Consider the following 17,714-nt stretch of genomic DNA (forward strand, 5'->3'; position numbering starts at 1 on the left):
GAGAGCCCCTCGTCAGCCGCACGGAGCGCATTCTAGCGCGGCTCCAGAAAAAACAAAGGGCGCCCGAGGGCGCCCTTCTTGGAGCAGGGGATGATCAACGCTTGTTGGTGAACTCCGGATAGGCTTCAAGGCCGCACTCCACGACGTCGACGCCTTCGTACTCTTCCTCTTCGCTAACGCGCAGGCCGATGACCGCCTTGAGGATCGCCCAAACCACCAGGCTGGCAATGAATACCCAGGCGAAGATCGAGACCAGGCCCAGCAGCTGCGCACCGAAGGAGGCGTCTGCATTGGTCAGAGGAACGGCCAGCAGACCCCATGCACCGACTACACCGTGCACGGAAATCGCACCCACCGGGTCATCGAGCTTGAGCTTGTCCAGGCCAAGGATGCTGAACACCACCAGCACGCCACCCACTCCACCAATCAGCACCGCCTGCAGCGCACTTGGGGTCAGCGGTTCGGCCGTGATGGCCACCAAGCCCGCCAGTGCCCCGTTGAGGATCATGGTCAGGTCGGACTTGCCGAACAGCAGGCGTGCGGTGATCAACGCCGCGACCAGCCCGCCTGCAGCCGCCATGTTGGTATTGGTGAATACCTGGGCGACAGCGTTGGCATCTTCGATGGTGCTCATCTTCAGCTGCGAGCCGCCGTTGAAGCCGAACCAGCCCATCCACAGAATGAAGGTGCCGAGGGTCGCCAGCGGCAGGTTGGCACCCGGGATCGCGTTGATCTGGCCGTTAGGGCCGTACTTGCCCTTGCGCGGGCCCAGCAGCAGAACGCCAGCCAGTGCAGCCGAGGCACCGGCCATGTGCACCAGACCCGAGCCTGCGTAGTCGAGGAAGCCAGCCGCGTCGAGGAAACCGCCGCCCCACTTCCAGAAACCCTGAACCGGGTAGATGAAGCCGGTCATCACCACCGCGAAGGCAATGAAGGCCCAGAGCTTCATGCGCTCGGCGACCGCACCGGAGACCACCGACATGCAGGTCGCGGCAAACACGATTTGGAAGAAGAAATCGGCACGCGCGGAATAATACGGCGCGTCCTCGCCACCGGCGGCGACGACGTCGACCGCGTTCTCATCGCCGATCAGGAATCCCAGGCTCGGCAGGATGCCGCCTTCGGGGCTCGAGTACATGATGTAGTAGCCGATCAGCAGATACATGATCGAGGCCAGTGCATAGAGGACGATGTTCTTGGTCAGGATCTCGGCGGTGTTCTTGGCACGGACCAGGCCGGCCTCAAGCATCGAGAATCCCGCCGCCATCCACATGACTAGCGCGCCGCAGATGAGGAAGTAGAAGGTATCGAGTCCGTACTGGACGGGTATCAGTGCTGTGCTATCCATTTTTGTTCACCTTTTGCCGAGCGCCAGGGCGCTATTCGGGTAAGGCGCCCGGGTTGGCTCCGGGCGCACTCCGTGTGCTTACAGGTTGTAGCCGCGTTCGTTGTGCAGGCTGAGGTCGAGGCCGATCGTTTCTTCTTCTTCGCTGACCCGCAGTCCCATCACCACGTCGATCACTTTCAGGATTACGAAGGTGACGATGGCGGTGTAGACGACGGTGAAGAGCACGCCCTTGAACTGGATCCACAGCTGCAGTGCGATGTTTTCCACCTCACCGAAACCGCCCAGCGCAGGGGCTGCGAAGACACCGGTCAGAAGCGCGCCGACGATGCCGCCAACGCCATGTACGCCGAAGGCGTCCAGCGAGTCGTCGTAACCGAGCTTGCGCTTGAGACTGGTGGCACAGAAGAAACAGATGACGCCCGATGCCAAGCCGATGACCAGCGCACCCATCGGACCGACCGTGCCGGCTGCCGGGGTGATCGCTACCAGGCCGGCAACAACGCCGGAGGCGATACCCAGCGCGCTGGGTTTGCCGTGCGTCATCCACTCGGCAAACATCCAGCTCAGCGCTGCGGCAGCAGTCGCGATCTGGGTGACCAGCATGGCCATGCCAGCAGTGCCGTTGGCGGCCAGCGAGGAACCGGCGTTGAACCCGAACCAGCCGATCCACAGCATCGCCGCGCCGACCAGCGTCAGGCCGAGGTTGTGCGGGGCCATGGGGGTGGTCGGGAAGCCCTTGCGCTTGCCAAGCACGATGCACGCGACCAGGCCGGCAATACCGGCGTTGATGTGCACCACGGTGCCACCGGCGAAGTCGAGCACGCCCCAGTCCCACATCAGGCCGCCGTCGCCGCCCCAGACCATGTGGGCAATCGGTGCGTACACCAGGGTGAACCAGACGCCCATGAACACCAGCATCGCGGAGAACTTCATGCGCTCGGCGAAGGCACCGACGATCAGCGCCGGCGTGATGATGGCGAAGGTCATCTGGAAGGTAATGAAGACGCTTTCCGGCACGGTGCCGGTAAGGCTGTCGGGTGTCAGGCCGGCGAGGAATGCACGCCCGAGGCCGCCGACGAAGGAATTGAGATTGGTGACGCCTGCTTCCATGCCAGTCGTGTCGAACGCCAGGCTGTAGCCGTAGACCATCCAGAGGATGCTCATCAGGCCGGTAATGGCAAAGCACTGCATCATGACCGAGAGGATGTTCTTGGAGCGGACCATGCCGCCGTAGAACAGGGCCAGGCCTGGAATGGTCATGAACAGCACCAATGCGGTGGCTGTCAGCATCCATGCCGTATCGCCGGAATCGAGCGTTGCCTCCTGTGCCATGGCGATGCCGGGGCTTATCAGAGACAAAAGGGCTCCTAGCCCTGCGAATTTTCGCAGAGTCATGGTTTTACTCCTGGGGCGTGGGGGTTCGTAGGCCTGCGCTGGCAGGCAATCGCAAGTACGGCTGCGGCGTGGCGGATGTGTCGGGCGTTGCCGCCCGCTCATGCATGCGCTACGCGCGGCTCGTCAGATTGCGTCGGTGTCGGTTTCGCCGGTGCGGATGCGGATGGCCTGCTCCAGGTTCACCACGAAAATCTTGCCGTCGCCGATCTTTCCGGTATTGGCCGCCTTGGTGATGGCCTCGATCACGCGATCGAGCTGGTCGTCAGCAATGGCCACGTCGATTTTCACCTTCGGCAGGAAATCGACCACGTATTCGGCGCCGCGGTAGAGCTCGGTATGGCCTTTCTGCCGGCCAAAGCCCTTGACCTCGGTGACTGTGATGCCTTGGACGCCAATTTCGGACAGTGACTCGCGCACGTCGTCCAGCTTGAACGGCTTGATGATGGCAGTGACTAGTTTCATGAAAACTTCTCCCGTTTAGGTGGACTTGCCCCAGAAGTACGAACCCGGCTCAAGTCTAAGCTCAGTGTCTGGCTCTTGTAACGCGCCGGCATCGCCGCGCGACCCTCCGACACCATCAACCAATCCGACGAAACGTCCCGAATCGCCTGTGCACCGTTACCTGTCGGTGCATGCGTCACGCTGAACAAAGCAGAAACAGTGCCAACCAATCGAAACTCGCGCTCTGCTGCGGTCCGCGCGGCCAGCACGGGCCTAAACGAGCGAAGCGGCGAACCAAAATGGTGCGGCGTACCAAGGCACAGTGCACAGAAATGGGCACAGGGGCTGCCCGGGGCGGCTTGGACGAGCGTGCTACACTGCACGCCGCTCAAAAACAGGTGATGCTATGTTCCCGCCCAAAGCTTTCCTCGACGCCATCGGCTCCCAGGCCTCGCGCTTGTTCAACGGCGAAACGCCCCTCTCGCGCAGCGAAATCGAAGCCCAGTTCAAGGGCATCGTGCAGGGCGCGTTGAGCAAGCTGGATGTGGTCAGCCGCGACGAGTTTGACAGCCAGATGGTCGTCCTGGCCCGCACACGTGCCCGCCTCGAGGCGCTGGAGGCCAAGGTCATTGAACTGGAAGAGAAGCTGAAGCCCGCCGCCGGAGAGTGATCCAGCGGCACCGATCAAAGGAGTGATCGATGTCTCTCGCAATCGTCCACAGCCGGGCCCAGCTCGGCGTGGAAGCGCCGGCCGTCACGGTCGAGGCGCACCTGGCCAACGGCCTGCCTTCACTGGCCCTTGTCGGCCTGCCCGAAACTGCGGTCAAGGAAAGCAAGGATCGCGTGCGCAGCGCCATCCTCACGTCCGGCTTCGATTTCCCGGCCCGCCGCATCACCCTCAACCTCGCCCCCGCAGATTTGCCTAAGGATGGAGGGCGCTTCGACCTGGCGATCGCCCTCGGCATTCTTGCCGCCAGCGCTCAGGTGCCGAGCGAGCGCCTCGACAGCCTCGAATGTCTCGGTGAACTGGCGCTTTCCGGCGCGTTGCGGCCGGTTCAGGGCGTATTGCCCGCCGCGCTGGCGGCACGCAAGGCTGGCCGCGCCCTGCTGGTGCCCCGCGCAAACGCAGAAGAAGCCAGCCTAGCCTCGGGATTGGTGGTTTACGCCGCAGACCATCTGCTGGAAGTCGCCGCGCATTTCAACGGCGTGACACCACTGCAACCTTTCCAGGCACAAGGGCTTCTGCGCCAGGTCCTGCCGTACCCGGATCTGGCCGACGTGCAAGGTCAGCAAGCAGCCAAGCGCGGCTTGCTGGTCGCCGCGGCCGGCGCGCACAACCTGCTGTTTTCCGGCCCACCCGGCACCGGCAAGACACTGCTAGCCAGCCGCCTGCCAGGGCTGCTGCCACCGCTGGAGGAACAGGAAGCACTCGAAGTCGCCGCCATTCACTCTGTGGCCAGCCAGTCGCCCCTCGAACATTGGCCGCAGCGCCCTTTTCGACAGCCCCATCACAGTGCATCCGGGCCGGCGTTGGTCGGTGGCGGCAGCCGGCCGCGACCCGGCGAAATCACACTGGCGCACCAAGGCGTGCTCTTTCTCGATGAACTGCCGGAATTCGATCGCAAGGTGTTAGAGGTACTACGGGAGCCACTGGAATCGGGGTGTATCGTCATCGCACGGGCACGTGACAAGGTGCGATTTCCTGCTCGTTTCCAATTGGTGGCCGCGATGAACCCTTGCCCCTGTGGCTATCTGGGCGACCCCAGCGGCCGCTGCCGTTGCTCGCCCGATCAGGTCCAGCGCTACCGCGGCAAGCTCTCCGGCCCGCTGCTTGACCGCATCGACCTGCACCTGACCGTGGCGCGGGAGGCGACTGCACTCAATGCGCCAATGGCGAGCACCGAAACGACCGCCGAGATGGCTGCCCTCGTAGCCGAGGCGCGGCGCCGACAACTCGCTCGCCAGGGGTGCGCCAACGCATTTCTCGATCTATCCGGCCTGCGCCAGCACTGCCATCTGCAACCGGAGGACCAGCAGTGGTTGGAGCGCGCCTGTGAGCGACTCGGGCTATCGCTGCGCGCGGCACACCGCATTCTCAAAGTCGCTCGTACGCTGGCGGATCTCGAGCGCGCCGAGTCGATCGGTCGCGCCCACCTCGCCGAGGCGCTGCAATACCGGCCCGCCAGCCAGGCCAGCTGATAACGCGCCGGCTGAAGTCCTGCAACGCGTGGCGCGGCGGCAAGCGCAACGGCGTAATTCCTGCTCGTCCGAGGTCCGATCCATTGTTACCGACGCAATGGCGATGGCCTCGAAGCCGGTCAGAAGCTGACCAATATGTTAGATTGCGCCCTCTTCGCCACAGGCGGCCACTCCCCAAATCGAAAAATCAAGGAGCGCAGCATGGAGGCCAACAAGTCTTCTTCCACCCTCAACCCACCCGTTTTCATCGGCTCTGCCGTCCTTATCATCGCGCTGGTTATCTACAGCGTCGCCTTCTCGGAAAACGCGCAGGCTGTATTCGGTGACGTCCAGGCCTGGATCATCGCCAATGTCAGCTGGCTCTACATCATCGCTGTCGCCATCATCCTGTTGATGGTCGTGCTGCTCGCCCTGAGCCGCTACGGCGACATCAAGCTCGGCCCTGATCACAGCGAGCCGGACTACAGCAACCTGACCTGGTTCTCCATGCTGTTCTCCGCCGGCATGGGCATCGGCCTGATGTTTTTCGGCGTAGCCGAACCGGTGATGCACTTCCTCTCGCCCCCGGTCGGTGAAGGAGGGACCAGTGAGGCCGCGTACGAGGCCATGAAGATCACCTTCTTCCACTGGGGTCTGCATGCCTGGGCGATCTACGCGATCGTCGCGATGATCCTGGCTTACTTCAGCTACCGCCACGGCTTGCCGCTCACACTGCGCTCGGCGCTCTATCCACTCATCGGCGAGCGAATCTATGGCCCGATCGGCCACGCCGTGGACATCTTCGCGATCATCGGCACCGTGCTGGGCGTCGCCACCTCGCTGGGGCTGGGCGTCACCCAGATCAATTCCGGCCTTAATCATCTATACGGGGTGCCGATCTCGGTGCCTGTTCAGATCATCCTGATCGCAGTCACCACGCTGCTGGCGACGGTCTCAGTGGTCACGGGTCTGGACAAGGGCGTCCGGCGCCTGTCGGAGCTCAACCTGACGCTTGCCGTGCTGCTTGTAGTCGTTGTGCTGATTGCAGGCCCGACCGTATTTATCCTGCAGACTTTCGTGCAGAACACCGGCAGCTATCTGTCCGACATCGTCAACAAGACCTTCAACCTCTACGCCTACGAGCCGAACGACTGGATCGGCGGATGGACGCTGTTCTACTGGGGCTGGTGGCTGGCCTGGTCGCCCTTCGTCGGCCTGTTCATCGCGCGCATCTCGCGCGGCCGCACCATCCGTGACTTCGTCACCGGCGTGCTGCTGGTACCGACCGGCTTCACCCTGTTGTGGATGACCGTGTTCGGTGACACCGCGATCCACATGATTCTCTGGGACCACGTCACGAGCCTGGGCGAAGCGATCGAGCGTGACAGCTCGCTTGCCCTGTTTGCCTTCCTCGAAAACTTCCCCTTCGCGGCGGTGCTCTCGACCATCGCGATGCTGATGGTGGTGGTGTTCTTCGTGACATCGGCAGACTCCGGCGCGCTGGTCGTAGACATGCTCGCCTCGGGTGGTGAAGGCCAGACGCCGGTATGGCAACGTATTTTCTGGACAGCCTCCATGGGCATCGTGGCGATCGCACTGCTGCTTGCCGATGGCTTGACCGCACTGCAGACGGCAACCATCGCCAGCGCCCTGCCCTTCACCCTCGCGCTGCTCTGCTCGATGTGGGGCCTGCTCAAGGCGCTTCGTGTCGATGCGACAAAACAGGGGCTGCGCTACCAGGCGATCAACACGACCCCGACCGCGCCCGTGTCCGAAGGCGGCTGGCGTCGCCGTGTGCAGAACCTGACTCGGTATCCCCGCCGTCGTGACGTGGAGCGATTCATCAGCGAGACCGCTGCGCCCGCGTGCGCCGCTGTAGCCGAGGAGCTGCGCAAGCAGGGCTACCACGTCGAACTGACCAGCGGGGACGACAAACGGACCGGCCTGGAAATCACCTACGAAGGTGCGCCGGACTTCATCTACCTGATTCGCCCACGTGGCTACCCGATGCCGAGCTTCGTTGCCACCGAGGAAGGTGACGACGACGAGCGCAACTACTTCCGTGCCGAAGTGCACCTCAAGGAAGGCGGGCAGAACTACGATGTGATGGGCTGGAGCCGGGAAGGCGTGATTGGCGACATTCTCGACCAGTACGAGAAACACATGCACTTCCTGCACATGGTTCGCTGATCCACACCGCGCCGGGCTCCAAGCCCGGCGCTTTGTTTCAACTCTGCATTTCGACCGCGCGGCCCCGGTTGAGAAAGGGCCTTAGCTCGGCCAGGGGCAGCGGCTTGCTGATCAGGTAGCCCTGCACCTGGTCTGCACCGAAGCGGCGCAGTTGTCCTAACTGCGCTGCGCCTTCGACCCCCTCGGCCACGACCTCCAGACCCAGCTCGTGGGCCAGACCGATCATCGCCCGGACCAGTCGGCCGTTCTGCGGGCGCGAAGCCATCTGTTCGACGAAGCTCTTGTCGATCTTCAGCAAGCTGATCGGCAGCCGGCTCAGGTGCACGAAGGAGGAAAAGCCCGTGCCGAAATCGTCCAGCGAGAAGCGCACCCCCAGCTCAGCCAGCGCGTTCATGGTGCCGCGCACCTGATCGCTGCGGCGCATCACAGCCGTCTCGGTGAGCTCGAACTCCAGCCAGTGCGGATCGACGCCGCGCTCGGCGATCAGCCGCTCGAGGGTGGCCAGCAACTGGCTATCCTGAAACTGCCGGAACGACAGATTGACCGCCATGTGCAACTCGCCCGCACCGCTGTCACGCAGGCTTTGCATGTCGCGCAAGGCCCGGGCGATGACCCAGTAGCCCAGCGGCACGATCAGCCCGCTCTCCTCGGCCATGGGTATGAACTCGTCTGGAGCCAGCAGGCCACGCTCGGCGTGCGGCCAACGCACCAGGGCTTCCATACCGACGATGCGGCCGGTCTCGATGCACAGCCTCGGCTGATAATGCAGCTCCAGGTCGTCGCGGCGCAGGGCACGCCGCAGCTCACCTTCAAGGCCGGCCAGGCTGCTGGCACTGCGGTTGACCCGTTCGTTATAGCGATGCCAGGTGCAGCCCTGGCTGGCCTTGGCCTGGCGCATGGCGATCTGCGCCAGCCAGAACAGCTGATCGGCGTCCGCGCCCGGGGTCGCACGGGCCAGGCCCAGGCTGCACCCGAGCATCAGGCTTTCGCCATCGAGCCAGTAGGGCTCTGCCAGCGCGCCCATCAAGCGGTCGGCCAGTTTCTCCACTGGCTCCATGCGGTCGGCCTCGAGCAACAGGCCGAACTCGTCGCCACCCAGCCGAGCCAGGCGATCACCCACCTCGAGTTCGGCCTTTAAGCGCGCCACCACTTGCACGATCAAACGGTCGCCCGCCTGGTGGCCGAGCGCGTCGTTGACCCGGCGAAAGTTGTCCAAATCGAGCACGCCCAATACCAGACCCTCACCTCGACCCTCAACCAGCCGGGCGGCGAGCAGCGCCTGAAAACCCTGGCGATTGATGATGCCGGTCAGCGGGTCCTGCCTGGCCAGACGCTGAACAACGCCTTGCAGATTGCAGCGCTCACGGGCATAGCGCAGGCAGCGGCGCAACAGCTCCGGGTCCAGCCGCGGCCCGGTCAGCCAGTCGATGACGCCTTCGGGCGCTTCAACCGGTTCTGTTTCGAGCAACAGGACCGTCGGCCATGGAAAACGACCCGATGCAGGGCGGTGCGCCGCGGTGGTGAGCAGTAGGCTGGGGCCAGCTTCGGCCAGGCAGGCGGTGGCGGTCGCCCAGTCAGGCGCCTCGACGAGCTGGTGCGGGCTGGGCAGCACACCCAGGGCCGCCACCAAGCACTCGTGCCACGCAGGGTCATCGGCGAGCAGGACCAGACGCAAAGGTTGAGCGGACGATGTCACGATTCTTCCCCGGTTCGTACGGAGCAGTCAGGCGTGCAAGCGCCTGGAATTACACCCTCCCTGTGTGAAGCGGGGCGCAGGCCGTGCAGCCTGTTGCGGGCGCCGCGGCGCATAGACTAGAGCATTGCGACCCGGAACCCAGCCCCGTGGGCGACGACCGGTCATCACCCCCGCCAGCAGCCGGCAAATCGTGCCGCCGGCCCTGCTAAACTCTCGCCCCCGCCTTAACACGACCAGACCAATCGAGAATGTCCCGACTCAACCCTCGGCAGCAGGAAGCCGTGAACTACGTCGGCGGCCCACTGCTGGTGCTCGCCGGCGCCGGCTCCGGCAAGACCAGCGTGATCACCCGCAAGATCGCCTTCCTGGTGCAGCAGTGCGGTATCCAGGCCCGCCACATCGTCGCCATGACCTTCACCAACAAGGCCGCGCGCGAAATGAAGGAGCGCGTCGGTACCCTGCTCAAGGGCGCCGAGGCGCGCGGTCTGACCGTGTCCACCTTCCATAACCTGGGCATGAACATCATCCGCAAGGAATATGCGCGTCTGGGCTACAAGCCCGGCTTCTCGATCTTCGATGACGGCGACATCAAGGCGCTGCTCACCGACATCATGCAGAAGGAATATGCCGGCGACGACGGCGCCGATGAGATCAAAAGCTACATCGACAGCTGGAAGAACGACCTGATCCTGCCCGACGAGGCCCTGGCCAACGCGCGCAACCCCAAGGAGCAGACCGCTGCCATCGTCTACCTGCACTACCAGCGCACGCTCAAGGCGTACAACGCGGTGGACTTCAACGACCTGATCCTGCTGCCGGTCAAGCTCTTCCAGGAGCACGCCGACATCCTGGAAAAGTGGCAGAACCGCATTCGCTACCTGCTGGTGGACGAGTATCAGGACACCAACGCCAGTCAGTACCTGTTGGTCAAATTGCTGGTGGGCATGCGCAATCAGTTCACCGTGGTTGGCGACGATGACCAGTCGATCTACGCCTGGCGTGGCGCGCGTCCAGAAAACCTGATGCTGCTGAAAGAGGACTACCCGTCCCTGAAGGTGGTGATGCTGGAGCAGAATTACCGCTCCACCAGCCGCATCCTGAAATGCGCCAACATCCTCATCGCCAACAACCCGCATGTGTTCGAGAAGCAGCTGTGGTCGGAGATGGGTCATGGCGACGAGATCCGCGTGATCCGAACGCGCAACGAAGACGCCGAGTGCGAGCGCGTGGCACTGGAGATCCTCACCGAGCACCTGCGCACCCAGCGCCCCTACAGCGATTTCGCCATCCTCTACCGCGGCAACTACCAGGCCAAGCTGATGGAGCTGAAGCTGCAGCACCACCAGATTCCCTATCGCCTGTCCGGCGGCACCAGCTTCTTCGCCCGCCAGGAGGTGAAGGACCTGATGAGCTACTTCCGCCTCTTGGTCAACCCGGACGACGACAACGCCTTTCTGCGGGTAATCAACGTGCCACGCCGCGAGATTGGCTCCACCACCCTGGAAAAGCTCGGCAACTACGCCAGCGAGCGCGGCATTTCGATGTATGCCGCCGCCGACGAGATCGGCCTTGGCGCTCATCTGGACAGCCGCTACAGCGAGCGCCTGGCCCGCTTCAAGCGCTGGATGGACAACGTCCGCGAGCAGTGCGTGGTCAATGAGCCCATCACGGCCATCCGCAGCATGGTGATGGATATCGACTACGAGAACTGGCTCAGGCAAAACGCCTCCAGCGACAAAGTGGCCGACGCACGTATGGGCAACGTCTGGTTCCTCGTCGATGCGTTGAAAAATACGCTGGAGAAAGACGAAGACGGCGACATGACCATCGAAGACGCCATCGGCAAGCTGGTGCTGCGCGACATGCTCGAGCGCCAGCAGGAAGAGGAAGAAGGCGCCGACGGCGTGCAGATGATGACCATGCACGCCTCCAAGGGCCTGGAATTCCCCTCGGTGTACATCATCGGCTTCGAGGAGGAGATCCTGCCGCACCGTTCCAGCATCGAGGCCGACACCATCGAGGAAGAGCGGCGCCTGGCCTACGTCGGCATCACCCGCGCCAAACGCAACCTGGCGCTGACCTTCGCCGCCAAGCGCAAGCAGTACGGCGAGGTGATCGACTGCACGCCGAGCCGTTTCCTCGACGAGCTGCCGCCCGAGGATCTGGTCTGGGAAGGCCAGGAAGATGCACCGGTCGAAGTAAAAGCCGCGCGCGGCAATGATGCGCTGGCAGCGATGCGGGCGATGTTGAAGAAGTAGCGCCGCCCTCGCGGCCGTAGGGTGGATCGCGCTTTACCAATCCACCGGGTGACGATCACCGGGTCGCGCGATCCACCAGGCGGACGATCTACCGGGCGGGCAGCCAACCAACATGGGATACGGTGGATGAGAAGAGCGTCATCCACCCTACGTGCTTGCGGAGTTTCACGCGGTTCAGTAGACACATCGCCGGATACAACGCGCGCCTGTCGGAGTGAGCTCGCTCGCGATCTAGGCGACTTCCGAGCTGCCCGACATCAGGGTCGCGAGCAAGCTGGCTCCTACGATTGGCATGGCCCATGCCGACCGGGCGCTAAAACCGCACCGCTTAAGTAGGAGCGAGCTTGCTCGCGATCATGGCGTGCAGGGACCGCTGATCGCCAGTAAGCTGGCTCCTACAGGCCGGGGCGGTCTAGTAGTCCGGCGTGCCTCGTTGGCTATCAACCGGCGACAATCGCCTCCAGCTCCTTTGCTGCCGTGCGCAGGCGTGGCACGAACGCCAATAGCGACTCCATCGAGCAACGAATCACCGGCGCATGGGTAAACAGGCAGGCGCTCAGCTCGCCGCGGCCATCGCGCACCGGCACGGCGCAGGCGACCATGCCGTCGATGAATTCCTCCGAATCGGTCGCCAGATCCTCCTCACGAACCCGCACCAAGTCGTCGCGCAAGGCGCTGAGGTCGGTGAGGGTGTTGCGCGCCAGCTGGCGAATCGGCAGGCGCGGTAGGATGCGTTCGAGCTGGTCGTCCGGCAACGACGCGAGGTAGAGCTTGCCGCTGGCGGTGCACCAGAGCGGCGTATGGCTGCCGATGGGCAGGTTGATCTGCAGCGGCCAATTGGTCTGCACCCGATCGAAATAGAGCATATCCAGGCCATCGGGCACGGACAGCCCACAGGTTTCGCCAATCTCGTCTGACAGCTGCCGCAGGATCGCCTGACGCAAGGCCTTGTGCCGACCGCTGCCGAGGATGTTCACCGCCGTGGTATGCAGCCGATCACCCGGCAACAGGCCGCCGCGCAGGCCGAACTGCAGGAAGCCTTCCTTTTCCAGCGTCTGCACCAGGCGGTGGGCGCTGGCCTTCGGAATATCCAGTTTTTCCGCCAACGCGCTGGGCGTCAGCGGCTCCGCGGCGCCGGCCACGGCTTCGATGATTTCCAGCACACGGGTGATGGAGGAGCCTTTTTCACGAGGGGGACTGCGCATCACCTGCCCTGTCGTTTTGATGAAAGAAGTGTCTAGCCGTGATCGGCGCCGGCACCGCACCTCATGCATGCCAGCGCCGATTTGATAGACACGCAATCTGCTCTTGTAGGAGCCAGCTTGCTGGCGATCGACGCAACCCCGATCGCCAGCAAGCTGGCTCCTACGAAAAGCCCGTGAATACTGCTTTTTTACTTCATCGTCGGCATCGAGAAGTCCGCGCCGGCACGGATACCGGTCGGCCAGCGACGGGTCACGGTCTTCATGCGGGTGAAGAAGCGTACGCCGTCCGGACCGTGCATGTTCAGCGGGCCGAAGATCGAGCGCTTCCATCCGCCAAAGCAGTAGAAAGCCATCGGCACCGGAATCGGCACGTTGACCCCGACCATACCGACCTTGACCTCTTCCTCGTATTGCCGCGCAGTGTCACCGTCACGGGTGAATATCGAGGTGCCGTTACCGAACTCGTGGTCGTTGACCAGCTTCAGCGCTTCGTCGAAGGTTTGCACCCGCATGACCGCCAGTACCGGCCCAAAAATTTCCTCCTTGTAAATGCGCATCTGCGGGGTGACTCGGTCAAACAGGGTCGGGCCTACGTAGAAGCCGTTCTCATAACCCTCAACTTTCAACCCACGCCCATCGCACACCAGGGTCGCGCCCTCCTCCACACCGAGATCGATGTAGCCGGACACCTTCTGCTGGTGCTCGCGGGTGACCAGCGGCCCCATGTGCGGCTCAGGCTCGATGCCGGTACCCGGGCCGGTGCGCATCTGCGCGATCTCGCCCTTGAGCATCTCGACCAGATTGTCGGCTACCTCGTCACCGACACAGACCGCCACCGAGATGGCCATGCAACGCTCACCGGCCGAACCGTAGGCGGCGCCCATCAGCGAGCTGACCACCTGCTGCGGATCGGCGTCGGGCATGATCACCATGTGGTTCTTCGCGCCGCCCAAGGCCTGGCAGCGCTTACCGTGCGCCGATGCGGTGCTGTAGATGTACTCGGCAATCGGCGTCGAGCCGACGAAACTCACCGACTGCACACGCTCGTCGGTCAACAGTACGTCCACCGCTTCCTTGTCGCCGTTGACGATGTTCAGCACGCCGGCCGGCAGCCCGGCTTCGGCCAGCAACTCGCCGAGCAGCATGGTGGCGCTCGGGTCCTTTTCCGAAGGCTTGAGGACAAAAGTATTACCGCAGGCGATGGCCACCGGCAGCATCCACAGCGGCACCATGGCCGGGAAGTTGAACGGCGTGATGCCGACGCAAACACCCAGTGGCTGCATCAGCGAGTTGGAATCGATGTCGCGCCCGACGTTGGGCGAGAACTCGCCCTTGAGCAGATGCGGAATGCCGCAGGCGAACTCCACCACCTCGAGGCCGCGGGTGACTTCACCCTGGGCGTCGGAAAACACCTTGCCGTGCTCCAGCGAGATCAGCCGCGCGACATCGTCACGGCGCGCTTCCAGCAACGCCTTGAAGCGGAACATGACGCGGGCACGCACCAGCGGCGGCGTCTTCGACCAGCCGTCGAAAGCGGCCTGGGCGGCGGCAATGGCCTCTCGGGTTTCATCCGCCGAGGACAGCGACACGTAGAGACGCGGCTCGCCGGTGGCCGGGTTGTAAACAGTCGCGTGGCGTTCGGAGCGGCCGGCGACGGCCTCGTTGTTGATCAGGTTGCCGAGGGTCTGCATGGGCTCACTCCTGGTTCCAGACGGTTTCGTAAAGGTCGATGATTTCCGCTTCGGTAGGCACGCGCGGGTTGTTGCCGGGCGAACCCGAAGCCAGCGCCTGCTTGGCCATGGTTTCGCGCAGTTCGAAGAAGCGCTCGCGGGCAATGCCGAACTGCTCGGGACTGGGCACCTGCAATTCCTTGTTGATCATACGCAGCTCGTTTAGCAGCTTTTCATTCGCGGCCTCGACGCTGTCGGTCTGCGCGGCCACGCCCATGGCTCGCGCGCAGTCGGCATAACGCTCCGGCGCGGCCGGAATCGAGAACGCGGTGATTGCCGGCAGCAGCATGGCGTTGGACAGCCCGTGGGGCACGTGGAAGAACGCCCCGATAGGCCGGCTCATGCCGTGCACGAGCGCCACCGAGGCGTTGGAGAAGGCAATGCCGGCCAGGGTCGCGCCGAGCATCATCGCCTCGCGGGCCTGACGATTAGCCGGCTCGTGGTAGGCCGCGCGCAGGTTCGGCGCCAGCAAACGCATGGCCTGCAGCGCCTGCGCATCGCTGTAGAGACTGGCCTTGCGGCTGACATAGGCCTCGATGGCGTGGGTCAGCGCATCGATGCCGGTGTCGGCGGTCACACGCGGCGGCAGTGACAGGGTCAGCTCATAGTCGATCAGCGCGGCGACCGGCATGAAGCCAAGCCCGGCGCAGAGCATTTTCTCGTCGCTGGTTTCGTCGGTGATGATGGTGAAACGCGTGGCTTCCGAGCCGGTCCCGGCCGTGGTCGGGATGGCGATCAGCGGCAGGCCGGCTTCGCTGACATCGCGCGGGAAGCGGTAGTCGCGCATCTCGCCACCAAACTTGCCGAGGATGCCGATGGCCTTGGCCGAATCGATCGGGCTGCCGCCGCCGAGGGCGATGATCGAGTCGTAGCTGCCCGCGCGCACCATCTCGACGCCTGCCCGGATCGAGGCGGCGGTCGGCTCCGGCAGCGTGTCAGCGAAGCAGTCGCTGGAGATATCGGCCTTGCGCAGCGTCTCGCTGATCCGCGCGACATAGCCCAGCTCGACCATCATCCGGTCGGTGACGATCAGCGGCCGTTTGCAGCCGAGATTCTGAAGGACGGAGACGATCTGCTGGCTGGCGCCGGCGCCGACTTCCATCAGGCGCGGCAGGACGATGCGATGGCTCATGATGTTCTCCGGTGGGCAGCGTGCGCGTACAACGCCGGCGAGTGCCGGACGAAGCACGAGAAAACCTCAGGTCTCGATTGTTATGGTGAGACAGCGTGTCTCACTTGGGCTTGAGACTAGAAAACAATCCGCGCAGCCGTCAACCAATAACGAGACGTTTTTTCTCGTTATTGGTTGACTCGTTGATCCGGCAGCGGACATGGTTGGGACCGTGAGCGCTTCGCTAGCAAGCGGCCCCTCGCGAATCGATCCGGCCATGGTCACCCGCATAGTCGCTCGATAGCCAAGTCGCCCAACGGTTTCGCGGGAGCGAGCTTGCTCGTGAATAGCAGGACGGACGCCAATAGCTGGCGTGACGAATGGGTACAACCCAACAGAGCGTGAGCGCTTGCCGAACCGCTATCGGCCGGGATCGACCAGGCGCCGCAGCAACGCGTCGCCGTCGCCTTGCAGGCGCTGGCGAGTCTGCCCGGCCTGTTCGCGGGCCTCTGCGCTGTCGAGGCTCGGCATATCGGCGTCGACGTTGATCAGCGCCGCGCTGAGCCCTGCATGGATGAGGACGGCACCGGCCTGGACGTCGCTCTGCACGGTCGCGGCAGTACGTGGCCAGGCGTCGACGGCGATGTCGAGCGCCTCCAGGCAGCAATGCGCCAACGCCAACGGGACGGCACAGGCCTGTCGCGCTGCCGCCCGCTTATCTGCAGTCTCGCCATCGCGCGCCGCGCTCAGGTAATCGCTGAACGCCTGCATATCGTCATCGGCGAAGGTCCCCGGCCGGCCCAGCAGCGCTTCGGCTTGTTGCATAAGCTGCCGGCGCGCCGCATCGGAGCCATGGGCCTCGCTGATGCGCAGCCCCTTCACCACCAGCGCCAGGCCGATGTCGGCCGTGACCGCAGCCGCCGCACCGCAACCGGGCGTCGGTTTGTCGGCCGCCGCCGCTGTGCGGAAATCGGCCAGCGGTTGGGCCCAGACGCTGTGGCCTTCGCTCATTGGCCGTCGCGTGCCGCGCGGTTGCCCCAGGCCAGCAAGACATCGAGCATGCGGTTGGAAAAGGCCCATTCGTTGTCATACCAGGCCAGCACCTTGACCAGATCACCCTGGACGCGGGTATGGCTGAGGTCCGCCACGCACGAGGTTGAATGGCCGAAGAAGTCGCGGGACACCAGCGGCAGGTCGTTGCACTCCATCACCCCGAGCGGCATCTTCTGCGCGCCGTCACGCAGGATCTGGTTGATCGCTTCAACGCTGCCCGGTGCACGCTCGGCAGTGAAGGTCAGGTCCACCAGCGACACATTGGGCGTCGGCACCCGCACCGCCAAACCGTCCAGGCGGCCAGCCAGCTCCGGCAGCACCAGACCGATGGCCTTCGCCGCGCCGGTGGTCGAGGGAATCATCGATTCCGCGGCGGCGCGGGCGCGGTAGAGATCCTTGTGCGCCTTGTCCAGCAAGCTCTGGTCATTGGTGTAGGAATGCACCGTGTTGAGCAGGCCCTGACGAATCCCTACCGCCTCGTGCAACACCTTGGCCAGGGGCGCCAGGCAGTTGGTGGTGCAGGATGCGTTGGAGATCACCCGCTGGCTGCCGAGCAGCTCATGGTTGACGCCATAGACCACCGTCAGGTCCGCACCATCGAGCGGATGCGAGGCGAACACCCGACCGGCTCCGGCCTGCAGGTGTTGCTCGATCATGTCGCGCTTCTTGAATTTGCCGGTGCACTCCAGCACCACGTCCACGCCCAGCGCTTTCCAGGGGAGCTGAGTGGCGTCGCGCTCGGCAAGCAGGCGAATCGACTGCTCACGGATGCGCATCGTCTCGCCGTCCAATTCGACCTGTTCGCCGAAGCGGCCAAAGGTTGTGTCGAAGCGCGTCAGGTGAACCATCGCCGACCGCTCGCTGAGGTCGTTGATGGCGACGATCTGGATCTGGCTTTCGAGGTTCCGTTCGAACAGTGCACGCAGTACGGCGCGGCCGATACGGCCATAACCATTGATGGCAATACGCAACATGGCGGTCTCCTGGTGACGTTGTGGGCTGTTGCAAGGTTAGGCGGAGTATCCGGGGTCGCGTTCAGTACCGCCCGACGGAGATCAACGGATCGGCGAAACCCGCGCACCGCTCGTCAGTCGTAACCTCACGGGCCG

The 17,714-nt window shown here is 63.9% G+C and carries 13 protein-coding genes; 4 read left to right on the top strand and 9 right to left on the bottom strand.

The features are described from left to right. Positions 1 to 94: 94 nt before the first annotated feature. The 3 genes from M1D78_RS18695 to glnK all read right to left on the bottom strand — a co-directional run bounded on the left by M1D78_RS18695 (position 95) and on the right by glnK (position 3,205). Positions 95 to 1,348 carry an ammonium transporter gene (locus tag M1D78_RS18695; protein ID WP_437421461.1) on the bottom strand — a complete coding sequence of 418 codons (1,254 nt, stop codon included), beginning with the start codon at positions 1,346 to 1,348 and terminating at the stop codon, positions 95 to 97. A 78-nt stretch (positions 1,349 to 1,426) separates the two neighbouring features. Continuing rightward, positions 1,427 to 2,743 (bottom strand): ammonium transporter, encoded by a 1,317-nt coding sequence (locus M1D78_RS18700; protein WP_437421462.1) that lies wholly within the window; start codon positions 2,741 to 2,743, stop codon positions 1,427 to 1,429. Between the two features lie 123 nt (positions 2,744 to 2,866). Further along, positions 2,867 to 3,205: a P-II family nitrogen regulator gene (gene glnK, locus M1D78_RS18705; protein WP_003096476.1), complete on the bottom strand. Its 339-nt coding sequence runs from the start codon at positions 3,203 to 3,205 to the stop codon at positions 2,867 to 2,869. A gap of 385 nt (positions 3,206 to 3,590) precedes the next feature. Between glnK and M1D78_RS18710 the strand changes: the two genes are divergently transcribed. The 3 genes from M1D78_RS18710 (at position 3,591) to M1D78_RS18720 (ending at position 7,552) form a co-directional block, all read left to right on the top strand. Continuing rightward, entirely contained in the window at positions 3,591 to 3,854 is a 264-nt protein-coding gene (locus M1D78_RS18710) for an accessory factor UbiK family protein (protein WP_437421463.1), read from the top strand. Between the two features lie 29 nt (positions 3,855 to 3,883). Beyond that, complete coding sequence (locus M1D78_RS18715; protein ID WP_437421464.1) at positions 3,884 to 5,383, top strand: YifB family Mg chelatase-like AAA ATPase; 1,500 nt, start codon at positions 3,884 to 3,886, stop codon at positions 5,381 to 5,383. 201 nt (positions 5,384 to 5,584) lie between these two features. After that, positions 5,585 to 7,552 carry a BCCT family transporter gene (locus tag M1D78_RS18720; RefSeq protein WP_437421465.1) on the top strand — a complete coding sequence of 656 codons (1,968 nt, stop codon included), beginning with the start codon at positions 5,585 to 5,587 and terminating at the stop codon, positions 7,550 to 7,552. 37 nt (positions 7,553 to 7,589) lie between these two features. Here M1D78_RS18720 and M1D78_RS18725 read toward each other — a convergent pair whose 3' ends face one another. Further along, complete coding sequence (locus M1D78_RS18725; RefSeq protein WP_437421974.1) at positions 7,590 to 9,227, bottom strand: putative bifunctional diguanylate cyclase/phosphodiesterase; 1,638 nt, start codon at positions 9,225 to 9,227, stop codon at positions 7,590 to 7,592. A gap of 269 nt (positions 9,228 to 9,496) precedes the next feature. Here M1D78_RS18725 and rep point away from each other — a divergent pair, with 269 nt between their 5' ends. Continuing rightward, positions 9,497 to 11,506 (top strand): DNA helicase Rep, encoded by a 2,010-nt coding sequence (gene rep, locus M1D78_RS18730; protein ID WP_437421466.1) that lies wholly within the window; start codon positions 9,497 to 9,499, stop codon positions 11,504 to 11,506. Between the two features lie 440 nt (positions 11,507 to 11,946). Here rep and M1D78_RS18735 read toward each other — a convergent pair whose 3' ends face one another. The 5 genes from M1D78_RS18735 to gap form a co-directional block, all read right to left on the bottom strand. Continuing rightward, a complete protein-coding gene (locus tag M1D78_RS18735; protein WP_437421467.1) occupies positions 11,947 to 12,711 on the bottom strand; it encodes an IclR family transcriptional regulator in 765 nt (254 codons plus the stop codon). Positions 12,712 to 12,899: 188 nt separating this feature from the next. Next, on the bottom strand, positions 12,900 to 14,402 hold the full coding sequence (locus M1D78_RS18740; RefSeq protein WP_437421468.1) for a CoA-acylating methylmalonate-semialdehyde dehydrogenase: 1,503 nt from the start codon (positions 14,400 to 14,402) through the stop codon (positions 12,900 to 12,902). A 4-nt stretch (positions 14,403 to 14,406) separates the two neighbouring features. After that, complete coding sequence (locus tag M1D78_RS18745; protein WP_437421469.1) at positions 14,407 to 15,573, bottom strand: iron-containing alcohol dehydrogenase; 1,167 nt, start codon at positions 15,571 to 15,573, stop codon at positions 14,407 to 14,409. A 399-nt stretch (positions 15,574 to 15,972) separates the two neighbouring features. Further along, entirely contained in the window at positions 15,973 to 16,563 is a 591-nt protein-coding gene (locus M1D78_RS18750; protein ID WP_437421470.1) for a cyclodeaminase/cyclohydrolase family protein, read from the bottom strand. Beyond that, the gene (gene gap, locus M1D78_RS18755; RefSeq protein ID WP_437421471.1) at positions 16,560 to 17,579 is read right to left on the bottom strand and encodes a type I glyceraldehyde-3-phosphate dehydrogenase; all 1,020 of its coding nucleotides are present in this window, start codon (positions 17,577 to 17,579) and stop codon (positions 16,560 to 16,562) included. Before gap ends, M1D78_RS18750 begins: the two co-directional genes overlap by 4 nt. Positions 17,580 to 17,714 lie beyond the last annotated feature (135 nt).

Source organism: Pseudomonas sp. SA195, from assembly GCF_054131565.1.